The organism is Streptomyces olivaceus, from assembly GCF_000721235.1.
GTDB classification, from domain to species: Bacteria; Actinomycetota; Actinomycetes; order Streptomycetales; family Streptomycetaceae; genus Streptomyces; species Streptomyces olivaceus.
Window position 1 is genome coordinate 118,831 of record NZ_JOFH01000023.1, and the last position, 18,536, is coordinate 137,366.

General features: G+C 74.0%; 13 protein-coding genes. 5 read left to right on the plus strand and 8 right to left on the minus strand.

The features are described 5' to 3' along the window. Positions 1-99: 99 nt before the first annotated feature. The 3 genes from IG94_RS0124995 to IG94_RS0125005 all read right to left on the minus strand — a co-directional run bounded on the left by IG94_RS0124995 (position 100) and on the right by IG94_RS0125005 (position 7,185). Complete coding sequence (locus IG94_RS0124995) at positions 100-2,898, minus strand: protein kinase (RefSeq protein WP_031041363.1); 2,799 nt, start codon at positions 2,896-2,898, stop codon at positions 100-102. 173 nt (positions 2,899-3,071) lie between these two features. After that, the gene (locus IG94_RS0125000) at positions 3,072-5,201 is read right to left on the minus strand and encodes a serine/threonine-protein kinase (protein WP_031041366.1); all 2,130 of its coding nucleotides are present in this window, start codon (positions 5,199-5,201) and stop codon (positions 3,072-3,074) included. Positions 5,202-5,478: 277 nt separating this feature from the next. Next, complete coding sequence (locus IG94_RS0125005) at positions 5,479-7,185, minus strand: glycerol-3-phosphate dehydrogenase/oxidase (protein WP_031041369.1); 1,707 nt, start codon at positions 7,183-7,185, stop codon at positions 5,479-5,481. A gap of 358 nt (positions 7,186-7,543) precedes the next feature. Between IG94_RS0125005 and IG94_RS0125010 the strand changes: the two genes are divergently transcribed. Continuing rightward, positions 7,544-8,752 (plus strand): nucleotide sugar dehydrogenase, encoded by a 1,209-nt coding sequence (locus IG94_RS0125010; RefSeq protein WP_031041372.1) that lies wholly within the window; start codon positions 7,544-7,546, stop codon positions 8,750-8,752. Between the two features lie 545 nt (positions 8,753-9,297). On the opposite strand, the gene IG94_RS0125020 is transcribed toward IG94_RS0125010, so the two are convergent. The 4 genes from IG94_RS0125020 to IG94_RS0125035 all read right to left on the minus strand — a co-directional run bounded on the left by IG94_RS0125020 (position 9,298) and on the right by IG94_RS0125035 (position 13,701). After that, complete coding sequence (locus tag IG94_RS0125020; protein ID WP_031041375.1) at positions 9,298-10,422, minus strand: GuaB3 family IMP dehydrogenase-related protein; 1,125 nt, start codon at positions 10,420-10,422, stop codon at positions 9,298-9,300. A gap of 123 nt (positions 10,423-10,545) precedes the next feature. Beyond that, on the minus strand, positions 10,546-12,051 hold the full coding sequence (gene guaB / locus IG94_RS0125025; RefSeq protein ID WP_031041378.1) for an IMP dehydrogenase: 1,506 nt from the start codon (positions 12,049-12,051) through the stop codon (positions 10,546-10,548). A gap of 173 nt (positions 12,052-12,224) precedes the next feature. After that, the gene (locus tag IG94_RS0125030; protein ID WP_030400271.1) at positions 12,225-12,812 is read right to left on the minus strand and encodes a sigma-70 family RNA polymerase sigma factor; all 588 of its coding nucleotides are present in this window, start codon (positions 12,810-12,812) and stop codon (positions 12,225-12,227) included. 277 nt (positions 12,813-13,089) lie between these two features. Next, entirely contained in the window at positions 13,090-13,701 is a 612-nt protein-coding gene (locus IG94_RS0125035; RefSeq protein WP_003948568.1) for a response regulator transcription factor, read from the minus strand. 389 nt (positions 13,702-14,090) lie between these two features. On the opposite strand from IG94_RS0125035, the gene IG94_RS0125040 reads away from it, so the two are divergent. After that, on the plus strand, positions 14,091-14,435 hold the full coding sequence (locus IG94_RS0125040) for a WhiB family transcriptional regulator (RefSeq protein WP_031041381.1): 345 nt from the start codon (positions 14,091-14,093) through the stop codon (positions 14,433-14,435). Between the two features lie 66 nt (positions 14,436-14,501). On the opposite strand, the gene IG94_RS0125045 is transcribed toward IG94_RS0125040, so the two are convergent. After that, on the minus strand, positions 14,502-15,422 hold the full coding sequence (locus tag IG94_RS0125045) for a LysR family transcriptional regulator (protein ID WP_031041383.1): 921 nt from the start codon (positions 15,420-15,422) through the stop codon (positions 14,502-14,504). Between the two features lie 97 nt (positions 15,423-15,519). On the opposite strand from IG94_RS0125045, the gene IG94_RS0125050 reads away from it, so the two are divergent. The 3 genes from IG94_RS0125050 to IG94_RS0125060 all read left to right on the plus strand — a co-directional run bounded on the left by IG94_RS0125050 (position 15,520) and on the right by IG94_RS0125060 (position 18,512). Further along, positions 15,520-16,188, plus strand: coding sequence for an MOSC domain-containing protein (locus IG94_RS0125050; RefSeq protein ID WP_031041386.1), 669 nt, complete (start codon positions 15,520-15,522; stop codon positions 16,186-16,188). Positions 16,189-16,304: 116 nt separating this feature from the next. Continuing rightward, complete coding sequence (locus tag IG94_RS0125055) at positions 16,305-17,078, plus strand: SDR family NAD(P)-dependent oxidoreductase (protein ID WP_031041389.1); 774 nt, start codon at positions 16,305-16,307, stop codon at positions 17,076-17,078. Positions 17,079-17,204: 126 nt separating this feature from the next. Beyond that, a complete protein-coding gene (locus tag IG94_RS0125060; RefSeq protein WP_031041391.1) occupies positions 17,205-18,512 on the plus strand; it encodes a hypothetical protein in 1,308 nt (435 codons plus the stop codon). Positions 18,513-18,536: the final 24 nt, after the last annotated feature.

The following is an 18,536-nucleotide window of genomic DNA, read 5'->3' on the forward strand; positions in this document are numbered from 1 at the left end:
ACCGGCGCCCCTTCGGGGAACGGGCGGGGTCGGATGGAAACCGCTCTGTGACGGTTGTCGCTTTCTGTGACGGGAGTCAACCATCGGGCCGAACTGCGGTCAGGGCACGTACCGGTAGGTCGCCGAGGCCTGTTCGAAGATCCGGTTCACCTCGTCCCGTTCCGCCTCCGGGCCGCGGACCTGCACCACGTGGTAGCGGCCGTCGATCAGCACGGCGGCGTTGCGCACGAACAGCTCGCCGTTCGCACCGGTCCAGGTGAACTGCCCCTCCGCCGAGGTCCGTCCGCCGACCTCGATGGTCTTCAGCCCGCTGGAGGTGGCCCAGCTGGAGGCGCGGTACGACGCCAGCTCGGGCTCGCTGTCGCGCTGGTAGGCCATCGGATCGTCGCCGAACTCGGAGGCGCGGTCCCGGCCCGGTACGACGAGGAGCTCGAAGTCGCCCTTGCCGTAGACGACCTGGCCGCTGCCGTTGCGCGGCGTGCGGTTCCAGCCCTCGGCGACGGCGACGCTGAAGCCCTCCTCGTCCTTGCGCAGGGTGAATCCGTCGGCGACGTCGGACTGCGGCTCGGTGGAGCCGCCCGCCGTCCGCGAGGCGCCGGGGCCGGCCGACGGGGAGGTCTCCTCGGGGCGTGGCTCGCCGCCGTCGTCCGGCGCGCCCTCGGTCGGCGCACGGCTCGCCCCGCCGGCGGCACCGGTCCGTTCGGCGCCGGAGTCGGCCGTGTCGCTCTTCGGCATGAAGAAGATGGCGTACGCGACGGCTCCGGCCAGGGCGAGCAGTATCAGCAGGAGCAGCGTCCGGCCGAGGCTGCGCGGGGAACGGGCCGGCTCCCGGCCCCGCTTGTGCCGGCCGTGGTGCGCGGGCAGCCCGGCGCGCCGCCTGCGCACGAGCTCGCCGCGGCGGCGCACGATGGGCAGTCGGCTGGTCTCGGCGGGCGGTGCCGGGATCACGTTGAGGCCGGCCTCGGGTTCGGGCGCGGAACGCACGAGGGAACGCAGCCAGCCGCGCAGTTCCTCGAAGTCGATGCGCTCGGTGGGGTCCTGACGCAGCAGCGACTCCACGACCGGCCGCAGCGGCCCGCACTCCTCGGCGAAGGCCGGCGGTTCCGCGCACACGATCTGCACCAGCTCGGCGGTCGACTCCTCCGGGTAGGGCGCGTGCCCCTGCACGGCACGGAAGAGCAGCGCGCCCAGGGCCCACAGGTCGGTCGCGGGGCCGATGGGCGCGGCCAGCTGCCAGTTCTCGTGCACCGGCCCGGCCTGTTCCGGCGCCCATCGCTCGGTCACCGGCCCGACCACGGCCATCCGCGTCTGCCGGGCCCGCTCGGCGTCGAGTGCGGTGGCGGGGCCGCGGGGCGCGGGCGTCCGGGCGGCCGGCCCGTCCCAGCTTCCGGCGTCCCCGGCGCGGCTTTCCACGGGGGCCGCTTCCCGTGCGGCTGCGGGCGGGGCCGTGTTCCGCACGGGGGCGGGCGGGGCCGGCTGCGGAGTCGCGGTGTCCCGGGCTGCGGCGCCGGGCCAGGAGCCTGCGGTGCGCACGCCGTAGGGGTCGGCGATCTGCCCGGGCGGGGCGGCGGCTCCGGGCGCGGCGGCATGACCGGGTTCCGCGGTGCCGGGGGCCTCGAACCCGGGCTCGTCGTCGAACTCCGCGCCCGCGGTCCCGGCCGCGTACGGCCGCCTGCCCGGACCGGTCCCGTAGTCGACCGGCCCGGTCTCGAACCCGGGGCCGACTCCGTAGCCGTCCCGGCCGGCGTCGGGCCCGCGTACGGGCCCCGCCTCGCCCGAACCGGCTCCGACCGCACGCTCGATGCCGTGCCCCGGGCGCCCGTCGGCGGCTCCGGGGCCCTGCGGCACGCCGCCGCCGGCGCCGTTCCCGGCACCGCTGTCGGCGGCGGGGCGGGCGCCGGGCAGGGCCGCGCGGCCGTTCTGCGCCTCCTGGACCCGGGCGGCGGCCCGGGCGCCGGCGCGGTACGCGGCGATCGCACCGGCGCGCGCGGCGCGGGCCTCGCCGGCCGGGTCCAGCGCCGCGGGCGCGAGCCCCGGGGGGCCCGGCGTGCGGCTGCCGGGCACCGGAAGCTCCCCGACGCCCCGCGCCTCTATGGCGGCCCGCCGGGCGGCCTCGGGGTCGGCGTCGCCCGGTCCCGGGCCCGAGACGGGGCCGAGGATCCCGGCACGCGGGCCGCCGGAAACGCCGGACGGGCCGCTGCCCGGGCCGAACGTCCCCCCGGGGCCGGTCGCGGGGGCCGGCTCCTCGTCGGGCGGGGGTACGGGGTCGTACCCGCACAGTGCTTCCTCCGCCGCCCCGACCGCCAGGCCCGTCAGCATCACGCGCCCGTCGTCGCAGACGAGCACGGTGCGCGCGGTGATGTTGCGGTGCACCCAGCCGTACGTGTGCAGCACGCGCAGCGCCAGCAGGACGTCGGAGGCCACCTCGGCGGCCCGGTACGGCGTCAGGGTCTGCTCGGCGAGCAGCGCGGCCAGCGGCCTCGCGGCCACCAGCTCGCTGACGATCCACAGCGAACCGCCCTCGGCGAACACGTCGAAGACCTGGTCCAGGCGCGGATGGTCGGGCACCGCGGCCGCGGCCTGGGCGGCCTCGACGGCCCGCCGTACGACGGGGTCGGCCGGCCGCCGCGTGGACCCGCCCGCGCCCTGCGACGGCCTGCCGGGGTGCCGGACACCGGAGTGCCGCAGGCCGCCGTCCCGGGCCGTGAACCCGTCAGGCAGGCCCTCCGCGTCGAGCACCTCCGCCTCGACGACCTCCGGCAACGGCACCTGCCGGACCAGCACTTCCTGTCCGCTGTACGTGTCGAAGGCCCGGGTCTCGGTGAGTTCGTACTCGTCGGACGGCGGCAGGGGCAGGCGGTAGCGGTCGGCGAGTACCCGTCCCGCATAGTCGTCCACGTCGCCACCCCCGTCGGCCCTCGGTCAATTCCGTTCGTCCTGCGGGCCGTTCCGGCTGCGTACGGTCCGCAAGCACTCACGATACGTGCCGGAGGCAACCCGCAATGAGCTGATGCCAGATATCGGGCGGCTCAAACCCGGGCCCCGCCCACTCATGCCCCGGGCTCGCGCGCTCAGGACTTGGGTTCGAAGGTCTTCGACAGGGTCTGCCAGGTGTTCCGGCGCAGATCACCGTCCCAGTCGGCCGCCTTCGCGGTGTACATCAGGGCGTAGCCCTGGTGGTCGTCGACCACGAATCCCCGGTCCACGGTGCGGTACCCGGTGCCGCCGTCGGTGTAGGTGAACTCCCAGTCGGCCGCGTTCCAGCCCCGGTAGTCCACCTTCTCTATGCGGATCTTCTTGTACTGCGAGCGGACCATGTACTTCTCCTGGTTCTCCCAGTCGGAGACCGGGTCGCCCTTGGGCGTGGAGGTCCAGGCGACGAGCAGCTTCTGCCCGCTCGGTCCGGTGAACCGGTCGCCGGCGGAGCCCGTGGAGGCGTACTTCCAGCCCTCGGGCAGCCCGATGCGGTAGCCCTGGCTGCCCTTGTGGGTGGCGGCCGCGTCCTCCTTGTCGTCGGAGTCGTCGGAGTCGCCGGACTTCCCGGTGCCGTCGTCCTGCGACCCGCTGCCGGCGTCGCCGGACGCGTCGCCGCCGGCGTCCGGAGCGCCGGACGCGTCACCGCCCGCCGCCGGGTCGGAGGCGGAACCGTCGGTGCCGGTACCGCTCTCCTCGTCCTGCCTGGTGTCGCCGCTCGCCCCGGCGGAGGCCACCGGCCCGCCACCGCCGCCCTCGGCGCCCTTCTCGTCGTCGCCGCCACCGAGCGTGAGGGCCAGTACGGTGCCGAGCACCGCGAGCGCGACGACCACCGCGATGATGATCAGCGTGCGGCGGGGCACCACGTCGGTCAGCGGGGCGCGGGGCGCGGACCGGGCCGGCAGGTCCGGCGGCGGCATGACCGGCCAGCCCGAGCTGCGCGTACCCGCGGGTGCGTTCGCCGCGCCGCCCCCCGAGCCGCTGCCTCCGGACCCGGTACCGGCGCCTGCGCCTCCGCCGGCCCGGGCCCCCGCGCCCACTCCGGACCGTGCGTCCGCACCGGACGCCGCGCCCCTCGCCGGTCCCGGCGGGGCGGTCGTCCCGGCGGCACCGGAGGCGGCGGCCGCTCCCGCGGCACCCGACGTACCCGTCGTGTTCGCGTCGCCCCGGCCCTGCTTGGTCCGCGCGGCGGCCGCGGCGCCGGCCGCGCCCGCCCCGACGGCGGCCTTGCGCACGGAGCGCAGCGCTCCGCGCAGCCGCTCCCCGGCCTCCTCGGTCCGCTTGCCCCCGGCGCCCGCCGCGCCGCCCCGGCGCGTCCGCTCGTCCGGTTGCGCGGGCAGCGGCACGACCTTGGTGGCGTCCACGGGCTCGGGCTCCGGCGCGTGGATGACCTTGTTGAGCATCGCGCGGGCGCCCGCGTCGTCCAGCCGCAGGGCGGGGTCCTTGTTGAGCAGCCCGTAGATGACGTCCCGCAGCGGGCCGGCGTTCTTCGGCTCCTCCAGGTTCTCCGTCATCACCGCGGTGAGCGTGGCGATCGCGGAACCCTTGTCGTAGGGCGGGGTGCCCTCCACGGCGGCGTACAGCAGCCCGCCCAGCGACCAGAGGTCGGCGGCCGGGCCCGGCTTGTGGCCGCGGGCGCGCTCCGGGGAGATGTAGGAGGGGGCGCCGACGAGCATGCCGGTGGAGGTGATGGACGGGTCGCCCTCCACCTGGGCGATGCCGAAGTCGGTGAGCACGACCCGGCCGTCCTCGGCGATCAGCACGTTCGAGGGCTTCACGTCACGGTGCAGAATGCCCTCGCGGTGCGCGGAGCGCAGCACGTCTAGGACGGCGAGCCCGACCTCGGCGGCGCGCTTCGGCTCCAGCAGGCCGTCCTCGCGGATGGCCTCGGCGAGCGACTTGCCCTCGACGAGTTCCATCACGATCCACGGCCGGTCGTCCTCCTCGACCACGTCGTAGACGGTGACGGCGCTGTTGTTGCGGATCCGCGCGATCGCCTTGGCCTCGCGCAGTGTGCGCGTGATCAGGCGCCGCTTCTCCTCCTCGTCGATGTTGCCCGGAAACCGCAGCTCCTTGACGGCGACCGTGCGTCCGAGGGTTTCGTCCTCGGCCCGCCACACCGTCCCCATGCCGCCGCGGCCGAGCACGTCTCCCAGCCGGTACCGCCCGGCGAGGAGACGTGCGCTCTTGTCCGTACGGGATGTCCCCGCCCGCTCCGCCTCCGACATGCGTCCCCTCATGCAACCCGCCCTGACAGAGCCTCCATTGTCCCTCACGCGACAAGTGCTCGACGCCCAGGGTGCCACGGGCGGCGGCCGGAGGCGGTGCCGGGCACCGCGCGGCCCCGACACCGTGCCACACCCGCCCCGACGGCCCCTCAGGGACCGCGCACCCGGGACCTGCCCGCCCCTTCCCGTCGTCGCCCGGAGGGCGGCCTCGCGGAGCCCGGCACGGCAAGACCGCGCGCATGGCGTCGCGCGGCGGACGAGCAGGGCCGGACGGGCCCTAGCGCGCCGCGATGTCCGGCGCCCCCAGCCTCGCCGCGTCGGCCGTCAGGTCGTCCGGCTGGCGCTGCGACTCCCGTTCGGCCTCGACCCGCTTCTCGTAGTGCTGCACTTCCCGTTCGATCTGGTTCTTGTCCCAGCCCAGCACCGGTGCCATCAGTTCGGCGGCCTCGCGGGCGCTGCGCGTGCCGCGGTCGAAGGTCTCGATGGAGATGCGGGTGCGCCGGGTCAGCACGTCGTCCAGGTGCCGGGCACCCTCGTGCGAGGCGGCGTAGACGACCTCGGCGCGCAGGTAGTCGTCGGCGGCCTGCAGCGGCGCGCCCAGCGACGGGTCCTCCGCGACGAGTTGCAGCACTTCCTCGGCCAGCGCCCCGTACCGGTTGAGCAGGTGCTCCACGCGCACCACGTGCAGGCCGGTGCGGGCGGCGATCCGCGCCCGCGCGTTCCACAGCGCCTGGTAGCCCTCGGCGCCCAGCAGCGGCGTCTCCTCGGTGACGCTGTCGGCGACCCGCAGGTCGAGCCCGTGCACCGCCTCGTCCACGGCGTCCTTGGCCATCACCCGGTACGTCGTGTACTTGCCGCCCGCCACGACGACCAGGCCGGGCACCGGGTGCGCGACGGTGTGCTCGCGCGACAGCTTGCTGGTGGCGTCGGACTCGCCGGCCAGCAGCGGGCGCAGCCCCGCGTACACGCCCTCGACGTCGTCGCGGGTGAGCGGCACCGACAGCACCGCGTTGACGTGCTCCAGGAGGTAGTCGATGTCGGCGCTGGACGCGGCCGGGTGGGCCTTGTCCAGGTCCCAGTCGGTGTCCGTGGTGCCGATGATCCAGTGCCGGCCCCAGGGGATGACGAACAGCACGGACTTCTCGGTGCGCAGGATCAGGCCGGTGCTGGAGTGGATGCGGTCCTTGGGCACGACCAGGTGGATGCCCTTGGAGGCGCGGACGTGGAACTGGCCGCGCTCCCCGACCAGCGACTGGGTGTCGTCGGTCCAGACCCCGGACGCGTTCACCACCTGTTTGGCGCGGACCTCGTACTCCCCGCCCGCCTCGACGTCCTGCACCCGCGCGCCGACCACCCGCTCGCCCTCGCGCAGGAAGGAGGTGACCCGCGCGTGGTTGGCGACCTGGGCGCCGTACGCCGCCGCCGTGCGCACCAGGGTGGCCACGAAGCGGGCGTCGTCCACCTGTGCGTCGTAGTACTGGAGCGCGCCGACCAGCGCGTCCTTCTTCAGGGCGGGCGCCACCCGCAGGGCGCGGCCGCGGCTCAGGTGGCGGTGCATCGGCAGACCCCGGCCGTGACCGCGGGCCATGGACATGGCGTCGTAGAGCGCGACGCCCGAGCCCGCGTAGAGCCGCTCCCAGCCCTTGTGCTGCAGCGGGTACAGGAACGGCACCGGCTTCACCAGGTGCGGTGCGAGCCGCTCGAGCAGCAGCCCGCGCTCCTTCAGCGCCTCCCGGACGAGCGCGAAGTCGAGCATCTCCAGGTAGCGCAGGCCGCCGTGGATCAGCTTGCTGGACCTGCTGGAGGTGCCGGACGCCCAGTCCCGGGCCTCCACCAGGCCCACGGACAGGCCGCGTGTCACGGCGTCGAGCGCGGTGCCCGCACCGACCACGCCGGCGCCCACCACCAGTACGTCCAGTTCGCGCTCGGCCATGGCCGCGAGCGACTCGGCGCGCTGCGCCGGCCCCAGGGTCGCTGTCCTCACTGCTGCCTCCCGCTGTCGGTCGCCTCGGCCGCACCCGTCGGGCGAGCCCGGTTCCTGGTACCCACCATGCCCAGATTCTGACCCGCCTGCCCGAGATCGGCAGCCGCACGCCCCAACCTGTGGACAACCCGGGCCCCGGAGCCGCCCACGCCTGTGGACAACTCGCCCGTTCACTCCGCACCGGCCCCGGGTCGGCCCGTCGACCCGCCTCAGAACTCGCGGAAACTCGGCAAAACCCCGCGAATCAATCCCACATATCGGTCATATTTACTCCTAGTCTGACGTTGTGCTCGCCCATCCTGTCCACCGGGCTTGCGCACCTGTCCCGCTCCGGCTACTGGGAAGGACGGCCCACGCCATGCCCGCAGATCTCGCCGTCATCGGACTCGGCCCGTACGGCCTGCCCCTGGCCCAGGCCGCCGTCGCCGCCGGCATCCCCACCCTCGGCTACCGCACCGGCCCCGAGGCCGATCCGCTCACCCCCGCCGAGGTGCGCCGGATGCTCGCCACGGGCTTCCGCACCCCGCCCGGACCGGCCGAGCTGGGCCGCGTCCGCACCGCCGTCATCTGCGCGCCCACCCCGGCCGCCCCCGACGGCGGCCTGGACCTCGGCCAGGTGGAGGCCGCGGCCCGCACCCTGGCCGCCCACATGCGCCCGCACACCACGGTGATCCTGGAGTCGCCGGTACGGCCCGGGACGACGGAGGAGTTCCTGCGTCCGATCCTGGAGCAGGGCTCGGGGCTGCGCGCCGGCCGCGACTTCCACCTCGCCTACTCCCCCAGCCGTGTCGACCCCGGCAACCGCGACTTCACCCCGGCCAACACCCCGAAGGTCATCGGCGGCGTCACCCCGGCCTGCACCGAGTCGGCCGCCGCCTTCTACAGCCGCCTCACCGACAAGGTGGTCCGCGCGCGGGGACCCCGCGAGGCGGAGACGGTCCAGCTCCTGGAGACCAACTTCCGGCACGTGAACATCGCCCTGGTCAACGAGATGGCCGTGCTCTGCGACGACCTCGGCGTCGACCTCTGGGACGTCCTGCGCTGCGCGGAGACCAAGCCGTTCGGGTTCCAGGCCTTCCGCCCGGGCCCCGGCGTCGGCGGCCACTCCGTCGCCCAGGACCTCACCGGCCGGGCCCCGCACAGCCTGCGCATGGTGGAGCTGGCCCAGCAGGTCAACTCCCAGATGCCCCGCTACGTCGTCCAGCGCGCCGCCGCCCTCCTCAACGAGCACGGCAAGTCCGCGCGCGGCGCCCGCGTCCTCCTCCTCGGAGTCACCTACAAGGCCGACCTCGCCGACCAGCAGGCCACCCCGGCCGAGGAGATCGCGACCCGCCTGATGACGATGGGCGCCGCGGTGAGCTACCACGACCCGCACATCCCGTCCTGGAACGTCGCCGACCGCCCCGTCCCCCGCGCCGACTCCCTCTACGAGGCCGCCGCCGACGCCGACCTCACGATCCTCCTCCAGCAGCACCGCACGTACGACCTCCAGGGCCTCTCGGTCAAGGCCCAGCTCCTCCTGGACACCCGGGGAGCCACACCCACGGGGGCAGCGCACCGGTTGTGAGCCGGGGGCGCACGGGAGCGACCGTGCCACGGTGCTGCTGGTGGGAGGGCGGCTGCGCCGGTACGGTGGGGCGGGTGGAGCCCACCGCACTGGGAATGCGGCAGGCTCCAGAGAAGTGATCGGAGTGTCCGCCCCTAGTTCTCGTGGGGGCGGCCGCTCACTTCCCGTAGATCCACAAGATGCACCTCCTCCGGAACTTCACCATCCGCAGACGGATCAGGTCCCAGCGAGTGGGCTTGCGGTGACGGCCCATGGGGCGCCCCCTTCCACGATGCCGCCCATGTCCCGGTGAGGCGGTCCGTCTGGAATTCGGGCCGGGCCCCGAGGAGCGGGGTCCGGAACGGTTCCTTGGAAGGGGGCGCCCCAAAGAACGGGGTCGCCGAGCAGGGACATTACCGATCCGGCACGGCCCTCCCCCGCGTATTCGCCCCGAACGCCACCGCACGCCCCCGCGCCACGTCGCGCGCCCCCTCAAGAGCCCCCGAGCGCGCGAAGGGGGCCGGTCACCCCGCCTGGGTGACCGGCCCCTGCACTTCCCGTAGGGACTACCGCCGGTGCTGCGAGTCCGCGACCGTCACCTCGACGCGCTGGAACTCCTTCAGCTCGCTGTACCCGGTGGTCGCCATCGCGCGGCGCAGGGCGCCGAAGAAGTTCATGGAGCCGTCGGGGGTGCGGGACGGGCCGGTGAGGACCTCCTCGATGGTGCCGACCGTGCCGAGGTCGACCTTCTGCCCTCGCGGCAGCTCCTCGTTGACGGCCTCCATGCCCCAGTGGTGGCCCTGGCCCGGCGCGTCGGTCGCCCGGGCCAGCGGGGAGCCCATCATCACGGAGTCCGCGCCGCAGGCGATGGCCTTGGGCAGGTCGCCGGACCAGCCGACGCCGCCGTCGGCGATGACGTGGACGTACCGGCCGCCGGACTCGTCCATGTAGTCCCGGCGGGCCGCCGCCACGTCGGCGACCGCGGTGGCCATGGGCACCTGGATGCCGAGCACGTTGCGCGTGGTGTGGGCGGCGCCGCCGCCGAAGCCGACGAGGACGCCCGCGGCGCCGGTGCGCATCAGGTGCAGGGCGGCGGTGTAGGTGGCGCAGCCGCCGACGATCACCGGGACGTCGAGTTCGTAGATGAACTGCTTCAGGTTCAGCGGCTCGTGCGAGCCCGAGACGTGCTCCGCGGAGACGGTGGTGCCGCGGATGACGAAGATGTCCACGCCCGCGTCCACGACGGCCTTGGAGAACTGGGCGGTGCGCTGCGGGGAGAGCGCGGCGGCGGTGACCACGCCCGAGTCGCGCACCTCCTTGATGCGCTGCCCGATCAGCTCCTCCCTGATGGGAGCGGCGTAGATCTCCTGGAGGCGGCGGGTCGCGGTGTCCGCGTCGAGGCCGACGACCTCGTCGAGCAGCGCCTGCGGGTCCTCGTGCCGGGTCCAGAGCCCTTCCAGGTTGAGGACGCCGAGGCCGCCCAGCTCGCCGATGCGGATGGCGGTGGCCGGGGAGACGACCGAGTCCATGGGAGCGGCCAGGAACGGCAGCTCGAAACGGTAGGCGTCGATCTGCCAGGCGATCGAGACCTCCTTCGGGTCCCGCGTACGGCGGCTGGGGACGACGGCGATGTCGTCGAAGGCGTACGCCCGGCGGCCGCGCTTGCCGCGCCCGATCTCGATCTCAGTCACGTGTGTGGCCTTTCCCTGATGCGTTGCGGCGCCTTCCAGTATCCCCGACGGGTGCGCCGGGGCACTGCTGAGGGCGGCCCCGGATGGTCCGGAGCCGCCCTCGGGAGGCTGCTGCCTGCGTGGTTACTTGCTGCGGCTGTAGTTCGGCGCCTCGACCGTCATCTGGATGTCGTGCGGGTGGCTCTCCTTGAGGCCCGCGGAGGTGATCCGCACGAAGCGGCCCTTGGACTCCATCTCCTCGATGGTGGCGGCGCCGACGTACCCCATGGTCTGGCGCAGGCCGCCGACGAGCTGGTGCAGGACGTTGGCGAGCGGGCCGCGGTAGGGGACCTGGCCCTCGATGCCCTCGGGCACGAGCTTGTCGTCGGAGGCGACCTCGGCCTGGAAGTAGCGGTCCTTGGAGAACGACCGGCCCTGGCCGCGGGACTGCATGGCGCCCAGCGAGCCCATGCCGCGGTACGACTTGAACTGCTTGCCGTTGATGAACTGCAGCTCGCCCGGCGACTCCTCGCAGCCCGCGAGGAGGCTGCCCAGCATCACGGTGTCGGCGCCGGCGGCGAGCGCCTTGCCGATGTCGCCGGAGTACTGCAGGCCGCCGTCGCCGATCAGCGGCACCCCGGCGGCGCGGGCGGCGAGGGATGCCTCGTAGATCGCGGTGACCTGCGGGACGCCGATGCCGGCGACGACGCGGGTCGTACAGATGGAACCGGGGCCGACGCCGACCTTGATGCCGTCGACGCCCGCGTCGATCAGGGCCTGGGCCCCGTCACGGGTGGCGACGTTGCCGCCGATCACGTCGATGCCGACGCTGGACTTGATCTTCGCCATCCAGCTCAGGGCGTTGCTGTTGTGGCCGTGCGAGGTGTCGACGACCAGGAAGTCCACGCCCGCGGCGGCCAGGGCCTGGGCGCGCTCCAGCGCCTCGGGGCTGGCGCCGACGGCGGCACCGACCAGCAGCCGGCCCTCGGAGTCCTTGGCGGCGTTCGGGTACTGCTCGGCCTTGACGAAGTCCTTGACCGTGATGAGGCCTTCGAGGACGCCCTCGTCGTCGACCAGCGGGAGCTTCTCGATCTTGTGGCGGCGCAGCAGCTCCATGGCGTCCACGCCGGAGATGCCGACCTTGCCGGTGACCAGCGGCATCGGCGTCATGACCTCGCGCACCTGGCGCGTGCGGTCGGACTCGAAGGCCATGTCGCGGTTGGTGACGATGCCGAGCAGCTTGCCGGCCGGGTCGGTGACCGGGACGCCGCTGATGCGGAACTTGGCACACAGGGCGTCCGCCTCGCCGAGGGTCGCCTCGGGGTGCACCGTGATCGGGTCGGTGACCATGCCGGACTCGGACCGCTTGACGAGGTCCACCTGGTTGACCTGGTCCTCGACGGAGAGGTTGCGGTGCAGCACGCCGACGCCGCCCTGGCGGGCCATGGCGATCGCCATGCGCGACTCGGTCACCTTGTCCATCGCCGCCGAGAGCAGCGGGATGTTGACCCCGACGTTGCGGGAGATGCGGGACGAGGTGTCGACCACGTTCGGGAGCACCTCTGACGCTCCCGGCAGCAGCAGCACGTCGTCGTAGGTCAGCCCGAGGGTCGCGAATTTCTCAGGCACTCCGTCGACGTTGGCAGTCATGACACCTTCCCCAAATGGCCTTGATCGGTGCGGATGTCCATGCTAACGGGAACTGGAGGTGGCTCATTCCACGACGGGGACGGCCCGCACTCTTCGTAGCTTCGTACGGGCGGCGGTCGCCGCCCGTTCACGGCGGCGGCTCACCGCCCGGTCGCGCCGTGCGCGGCGGGCGGCTACTGCTCCGCGAGCGCCCGCAGCCGGCTCAGCGCGCGATGCTGGGCGACCCGCACGGCGCCGGGTGACATTCCCAACATCTGCCCGGTCTCCTCGGCGGTCAGGCCGACGGCGATGCGCAGCAGCAGCAGCTCGCGCTGGTTCTGGGGCAGGTTGGCCAGCAGTTTCTTGGCCCAGGCGGCGTCGCTGTTGAGCAGCGCGCGCTCCTCGGGACCGAGGGAGTCGTCCGGCCGCTCGGGCATCTCGTCGGAGGGGACGGCGGTCGAGCCGGGGTGCCGCATCGCCGCGCGCTGCAGGTCGGCGACCTTGTGGGCGGCGATGGCGAAGACGAACGCCTCGAAGGGGCGGCCGGTGTCCTTGTAGCGGGGCAGCGCGAGGAGCACCGCGACGCAGACCTCCTGGGCCAGGTCCTCGACGAAGTGCCGGGCGTCGCCGGGCAGCCGGGACAGGCGTGTGCGGCAGTAGCGCAGGGCCAGGGGGTGGACATGGGCGAGCAGGTCGTGCGTGGCCTGCTCGTCCCCGTCGACGGCGCGGTGCACGAGCCCACCGACCGTCCCCTGGTCGGGGGGCGCCTCGTCGTCACGCATCGGTCCATCGTGCCCTGCGGCCGTCCGATCCGTGGCTCCGCGCCCGTTGTTGTGCACCGAAGCGTTATGAGCAGGTGCGCCGGCACTCATCCCCTGCGCCCTCCCCTCCCGCTCGACCGACTCGTCCCCGAGGAACTCCACACCTCAAGGATGCGCCATCCGCGGCGAAACGAGCAGCGGGCACCCGGCGGGGCGTCTTGTCACCCCCGCTCACCTCGCGGTAAGCGGGGATCCTCGCGTCCCCGGCGGGCCTTACCGGCCTCCACACGGGGTGCTCCTAGCGGACCAGGCCCCATCGGAAGCCGAGCGCCACGGCGTGCGCCCGGTCCGAGGCGCCGAGCTTCTTGAAGAGCCGCCGGGCGTGGGTCTTGACGGTGTCCTCGGAGAGGAACAGCTCGCGGCCGATCTCCGCGTTGGAGCGGCCGTGGCTCATGCCCTCCAGGACCTGGATCTCGCGCGCGGTGAGCGTGGGCGCGGCGCCCATCTCGGCCGAGCGCAGCCGGCGCGGGGCGAGCCGCCAGGTCGGGTCGGCCAGGGCCTGGGTCACCGTGGCGCGCAGCTCGGCGCGCGAGGCGTCCTTGTGCAGGTAGCCGCGGGCCCCTGCGGCGACCGCGAGGGCCACGCCGTCCAGGTCCTCGGCGACCGTGAGCATGATGATGCGCGCACCGGGGTCGGCGGACAGCAGCCGCCGGACGGTCTCGACGCCGCCCAGGCCGGGCATGCGCACGTCCATCAGGATCAGGTCGGAGCGGTCGGCGCCCCAGCGGCGGAGGACTTCCTCGCCGTTGGCGGCGGTCGTCACGCGTTCGACGCCGGGCACGGTCGCGACCGCCCGGCGCAGCGCCTCTCGGGCAAGCGGGGAGTCGTCGCAGACGAGGACGGAAGTCATGGCCGTCCTCCGCAGCTCTTGCGCGTCACGTTGAGCCTCCAGGCTGGTACGAAATCGTCACCTGTGCGGTCGACCGTCCCGGACGCCCGCCCGAGCACTTGTTCCTTCAACCGCCTCCGCACTCCTAACGATGGTCACTCGAAAGAGTTACGGGGCTGTGTGTCGTCTTCGGCACTCTACGTGAGGGGGCGGCCACGCAGCAGACACGCGCGGCGGACCCGCGCCGATTCATCACAACCAGTGCCCCATTCAGCCGCTTTTCTTCCACTTCGGCAGTGTCTGCGGCTAGATTCGCAATGAGTCATATTTTCATCTCCTTAGATCGTAGTTGTACGGTTGCGAACGCTGTATCCCCGTAACCACTCATATCGGCAACAAGGGGTCACGCAATGGCAGATTTCTCCCGCCTTCCCGGACCGAACGCGGACCTGTGGGACTGGCAGCTCCTGGCTGCGTGCCGTGGGGTGGACAGCTCGCTCTTCTTCCATCCGGAAGGCGAACGCGGTGCGGCACGGAGTGCTCGCGAGAACTCGGCCAAGGAGGTCTGCATGAGGTGCCCGGTCCGCGCCGAGTGCGCGGCCCACGCGCTGGCGGTGCGCGAGCCGTACGGCGTCTGGGGCGGGCTGACCGAGGACGAGCGCGAAGAGCTGATGGGCCGCGCCCGGCACCGCCTGGTGGCGGCGTCGGCACCGTCCGGCGGGGAGGCGGTCGCGCCTGCGGGCTCACCTCACTGAACCTGACCGAACCTCACAGAAGGAACGTTTCTCCGGACGTGGCCGCCGGCCGGCCCTCCGGCACGGTCAGCGCGCCGCCGGCTGCCGGGCGCCCGCCCGGGTCAGCTCGTCCAGGGTCGCCGCCACCGCCGGCACCTGGGCCAGGTCGGGCAGGGTGAGCGCGACGATCTCCCGCCGCACCGCCGGCTCCAGCGCCACCGTCCGTACGCCCCGGGGCCGTACGGAGTCGACGGCGAGCTGGGGCAGGACGGCCACGCCCAGTCCGGCGCCGACGAGGCCGACCACCGCCGGGTAGTCGTCGGTCGCGAAGTCGATGCGGGGCGTGAAGCCGGCGCCCTCGCAGACCTCGACCAGCTGGCCGCGGCAGCGCGGGCAGCCGGCGATCCAGGACTCCCGGGCCAGCTCCCCGATGGCCACGGACCCGGCCCCGTCCGTACGGGCGAGCCGGTGCCCCTCGGGCACCAGCGCCACCAGCCGGTCGCTCAGCAACGGCCGTACGACGAGGTCGTCCCATTCCTCCGCGCCCGCCGCGTCCTCGTAGCGGAAGGCGAGCGCCACGTCGCAGTCGCCCTCGCGCAGCAGCTCGACGGAGTTGGGCGGCTCGGCCTCCTCCAGCGAGACGCGGGTGCCGGGGTGCGCGGCGCGCAGCGCGGCCAGGGCGGTGGGCACGAGGGCGGAGCTGCCGCTGGGGAAGGACACCAGCCGCACCCGTCCGGCGCGCAGCCCGGCGATGGCGGCGACCTCCTCCTCGGCCGCGGTCAGCCCGGCGATGATCCCGGCGGCGTGCCGCACCAGCGCCTCCCCGGCCTGGGTCAGCCGCATCTCGCGGCCGGTGCGCACCAGCAGCGGGGTGCCGACGGAGGACTCCAGCGCCTTCATCTGCTGGCTGACGGCGGGCTGGGTGCAGCCCAGCTCGCGCCCGGCGGCGGAGAAGGAACCGGTCGATGCCACGGCGCGCAGCACGCGGAGATGACGAGCCTCGATCACGGCACCGAGGATAAGCGGCCCTTTGACCGGACCGCGAATATCGCGTAGCCGCTTTGACCGCGCCTGTTCTACCGTTTCGCTCATGACCCGTGCCGCCATGAAGCTCCTCTCCGTCAATCTGGGCCGTCCGACGGCCGTGCCGTACACGGACCAGCCCGAGGGGGTCACCGGCATCGACAAGCGGCCCGCGGACGGGCCCGTGCGGGTGGCGGCGCCCGGGGCGAAGGGCGCCGGAGGCAGTGGACTGGCCGGCGACGCCGTCTGCGACACCCGCCACCACGGCGGCGAGGACCAGGCCGTGTACGCGGTGGCCCGCGAGGACCTGGACGCCTGGGAGCGCGAGCTGGGCCGCCCGCTGCCGAACGGCACCTTCGGCGAGAACCTCACCACCACGGGCCTGGACGTTTCCGGCACCCTGATCGGCGAGCGCTGGCGGGTCGGCCCCGAGCTGCTGCTCGAAGCGACGTCGGGCCGCATCCCCTGCCGGACCTTCCAGGGCCACATGGGTGAGCGGCAGTGGATGAAGCGCTTCATGGCGAAGGCCGCGCCGGGCGCCTACTTCCGGGTCGTGGAGCCCGGCGAGATCCGCGCGGGCGACCCGGTGCGCATCGTGCACCGGCCCGACCACGAGGTGACCGTGGCCCTGCAGTTCAAGGCGGTGACGATCCAGCGCGATCTGCTCCCCCGCCTGCTCGCGGCGGGCGAGGCGCTGCACCCGGAGGCGCTGGCGCAGGCACGGAAGTACGTGCGGCAGTACGGCGCCTGACCGTCCCGAACGGCGTTCCACCAGCCGCCACCAGCGCTTTCTTCACCGGTTCCGCACGATCGCCGGTACCGGTGAGCGAAGCGGGCCCGCCCGCTCCGGGCCCATAACCTAGCGCCATGACAACGGCACTGATTACGGGATCGACGGCGGGCATCGGCGCCGCGTTCGCGCGTCGGCTGGCGGCCGACGGCCACGACCTGGTCCTCGTGGCCCGGGACACCGAGCGGCTGCGCGAACAGGCGACCGAGTTGCACGACCGGCACGGCATCGAGGCCGAGGTACTGAGGGCCGACCTCGCCACCGACGCCGGCATCGAGGCGGTGGCGGCCCGCCTGGACGACCGCAGGAACCCCGTCGACCTGCTGATCAACAACGCCGGCTTCGGCAACAAGGGCCGTTTCCTGGAGGTCTCCACGGCCGACGAGCTGACCATGCTCAAGGTGCACTGCGAGGCGGTGCTCCGGCTGACCTCGGCGGCGGCGGAGGCCATGCGGCGACGCGGCCGCGGCGGCGTCGTCAACGTCGCCTCGACCGCCGCCTTCGTCCCGCGCGGCACGTACGGCGCCTCCAAGGCGTGGGTCGTGCAGTTCACCCAGGGCGTGGCGCAGGACCTGGCCGGCAGCGGCGTACGGCTGATGGCCCTGTGCCCCGGTTTCGTGCGCACCGAGTTCCACGAGCGGGCCGGCATGGGCACGGACAACATCCCGAAGTGGATGTGGCTCGACGCGGACAACGTCGTCGCGGCGGCCCTCGCCGACCTCTCCCGCGGCAGGTCCGTCTCCGTCCCCGACCCGCGCTACAAGGCCCTGATGGGCGCCGCGAAGCTGGTGCCGCGGGGGCTGCTGGGCGGGGTCACCTCGCGGACGGGGCGGAAGTACGGGCCGAGGTAGGGACCGGGCCGGAGGGCGGATCGTCACCCGAACGTGTGGTCTACCCCCGCGCACACCCCCAGCCGTGCGACGGCGCGACGTAGCGTGCGGGAGATCGCAGGTCGGCGAGGGAGAGGGCGGCATCGGGTGAGCGCGGGCACGGGTGGCCGGGGCGAGTTGTTCGCCGACGGCACCGACGGCGACCGTACGGCGGCGGCAGCGGCGGCGGCAGGGACAGGCGGCGGTACGCGGCGGGCGGCGGCCGCCGGGGCGGGCCGGGGGACGACCGGCGGACGTGTGACAGCGGTGACGTTCTCCGACCGCGCCCCCGGCCCCTCCCCTGCGGCCGCCCCCGCCTCCCCCGTCCCGCCCGGCGCACCGCCCCGGAGGGACGGGTCCGCGCCGGTGCCGCGCGCCCGGACCGCCGCCCCGGGTGCCGCACCGCGCCGCCGGGAGCAGGGCCGGGAGCGCGGGCGCGAGAAGAAGCCGTGGGGGAAGATCGCGCAGCGGATCGTGCCGTACGACCTTCAGCCCGACGTCCTGCGGCAGGAACTGGTCGACCTGGGGAACGAGTTCCGCGCCTACCAGCGGAGCCCCGAACCCGATCTCGCCGTCCTCGCGGAACTGCACGACCGCAAGGCCCGCGCCTTCGCCGCGTGGGCCACCGTGGCCGACGACGCGTCCCTGCGCGAGGAGGCGGAACGGGCGGAGGCGGCCGCGCGGACCACCCGGGAGATGAACGCGAACCGCCTCGGCCTCGCGCCGGACGGGGACGGGCCGGTGATCGAGCGGCTGCTGACCCGGGTCCAGGGCGCCCACGGCCGCAGCGTTCTGGAGTACGTCCGGGTCCACGCACCGCTTCCCACCGCGCAGGCGCGGCTCGCGGTGCTCATGCTCACCCTGCGGTCCGCGCGCGCCGGCACCGGCAACGTCACCGGGCAGGACCTGGGCGGCTGGCTGCAGGGAGACGCCGAGCGCGTACTGGAGCAACTCGTCGACGCCGGCTGGCTGCGGCTGCCGGACGAGGTCGGCGCCGCCGACGTGCTGGACGCCCGGCCCGAGGAGCCCGTCCAGGTCACCGTCCCGTCGCTGCTGCTGGACGCGCCGCGACCGTTCTCCTTCGGCAAGGTCACCCGGGCGAGGCTCTCGGGGTGGGCGCAGCGGGCGGTGGGCGACCGGAAGCTCCGGAAGAAGAAGTCGGGCGCCGCCACCCGGCTGCTCGCCGTGTACACCGCCGCCCACAGCCGTCCCGACGGCCGTCTGGGCGGCGCCGGGGAGGACGAGGGGCTCGGCCTCGACGCGGTCGCCGGTCTCTGCGGTCTGCCGCCCGGGGACGTCGCCGAGCACGCCGGGCTGCTGGTCGCCGCCGACTGGCTCGCGGACGGCGAGGTCGTCGAGGGGAGGCTGCGGGGGCGGCTCGCCGAGCGGGTGCTGCCGCTGAGCGGCCTGCTCTGACGCGGACCCCGGCCGTCACGCGCG

Bases quoted from the DNA above. Each gene is read 5' to 3' on its own strand.
- IG94_RS0125055 (WP_031041389.1), top strand. From the start codon at position 16,305: ATGACAACGGCACTGATTACGGGATCGACGGCGGGCATCGGCGCCGCG.
- IG94_RS0125010 (WP_031041372.1), top strand. From the start codon at position 7,544: ATGCCCGCAGATCTCGCCGTCATCGGACTCGGCCCGTACGGCCTGCCC.
- IG94_RS0125050 (WP_031041386.1), top strand. From the start codon at position 15,520: ATGAAGCTCCTCTCCGTCAATCTGGGCCGTCCGACGGCCGTGCCGTAC.
- IG94_RS0125000 (WP_031041366.1), bottom strand. From the start codon at position 5,201: ATGTCGGAGGCGGAGCGGGCGGGGACATCCCGTACGGACAAGAGCGCA.
- IG94_RS0125035 (WP_003948568.1), bottom strand. From the start codon at position 13,701: ATGACTTCCGTCCTCGTCTGCGACGACTCCCCGCTTGCCCGAGAGGCG.
- IG94_RS0125040 (WP_031041381.1), top strand. From the start codon at position 14,091: ATGGCAGATTTCTCCCGCCTTCCCGGACCGAACGCGGACCTGTGGGAC.
- IG94_RS0125030 (WP_030400271.1), bottom strand. From the start codon at position 12,812: ATGCGTGACGACGAGGCGCCCCCCGACCAGGGGACGGTCGGTGGGCTC.
- guaB (WP_031041378.1), bottom strand. From the start codon at position 12,051: ATGACTGCCAACGTCGACGGAGTGCCTGAGAAATTCGCGACCCTCGGG.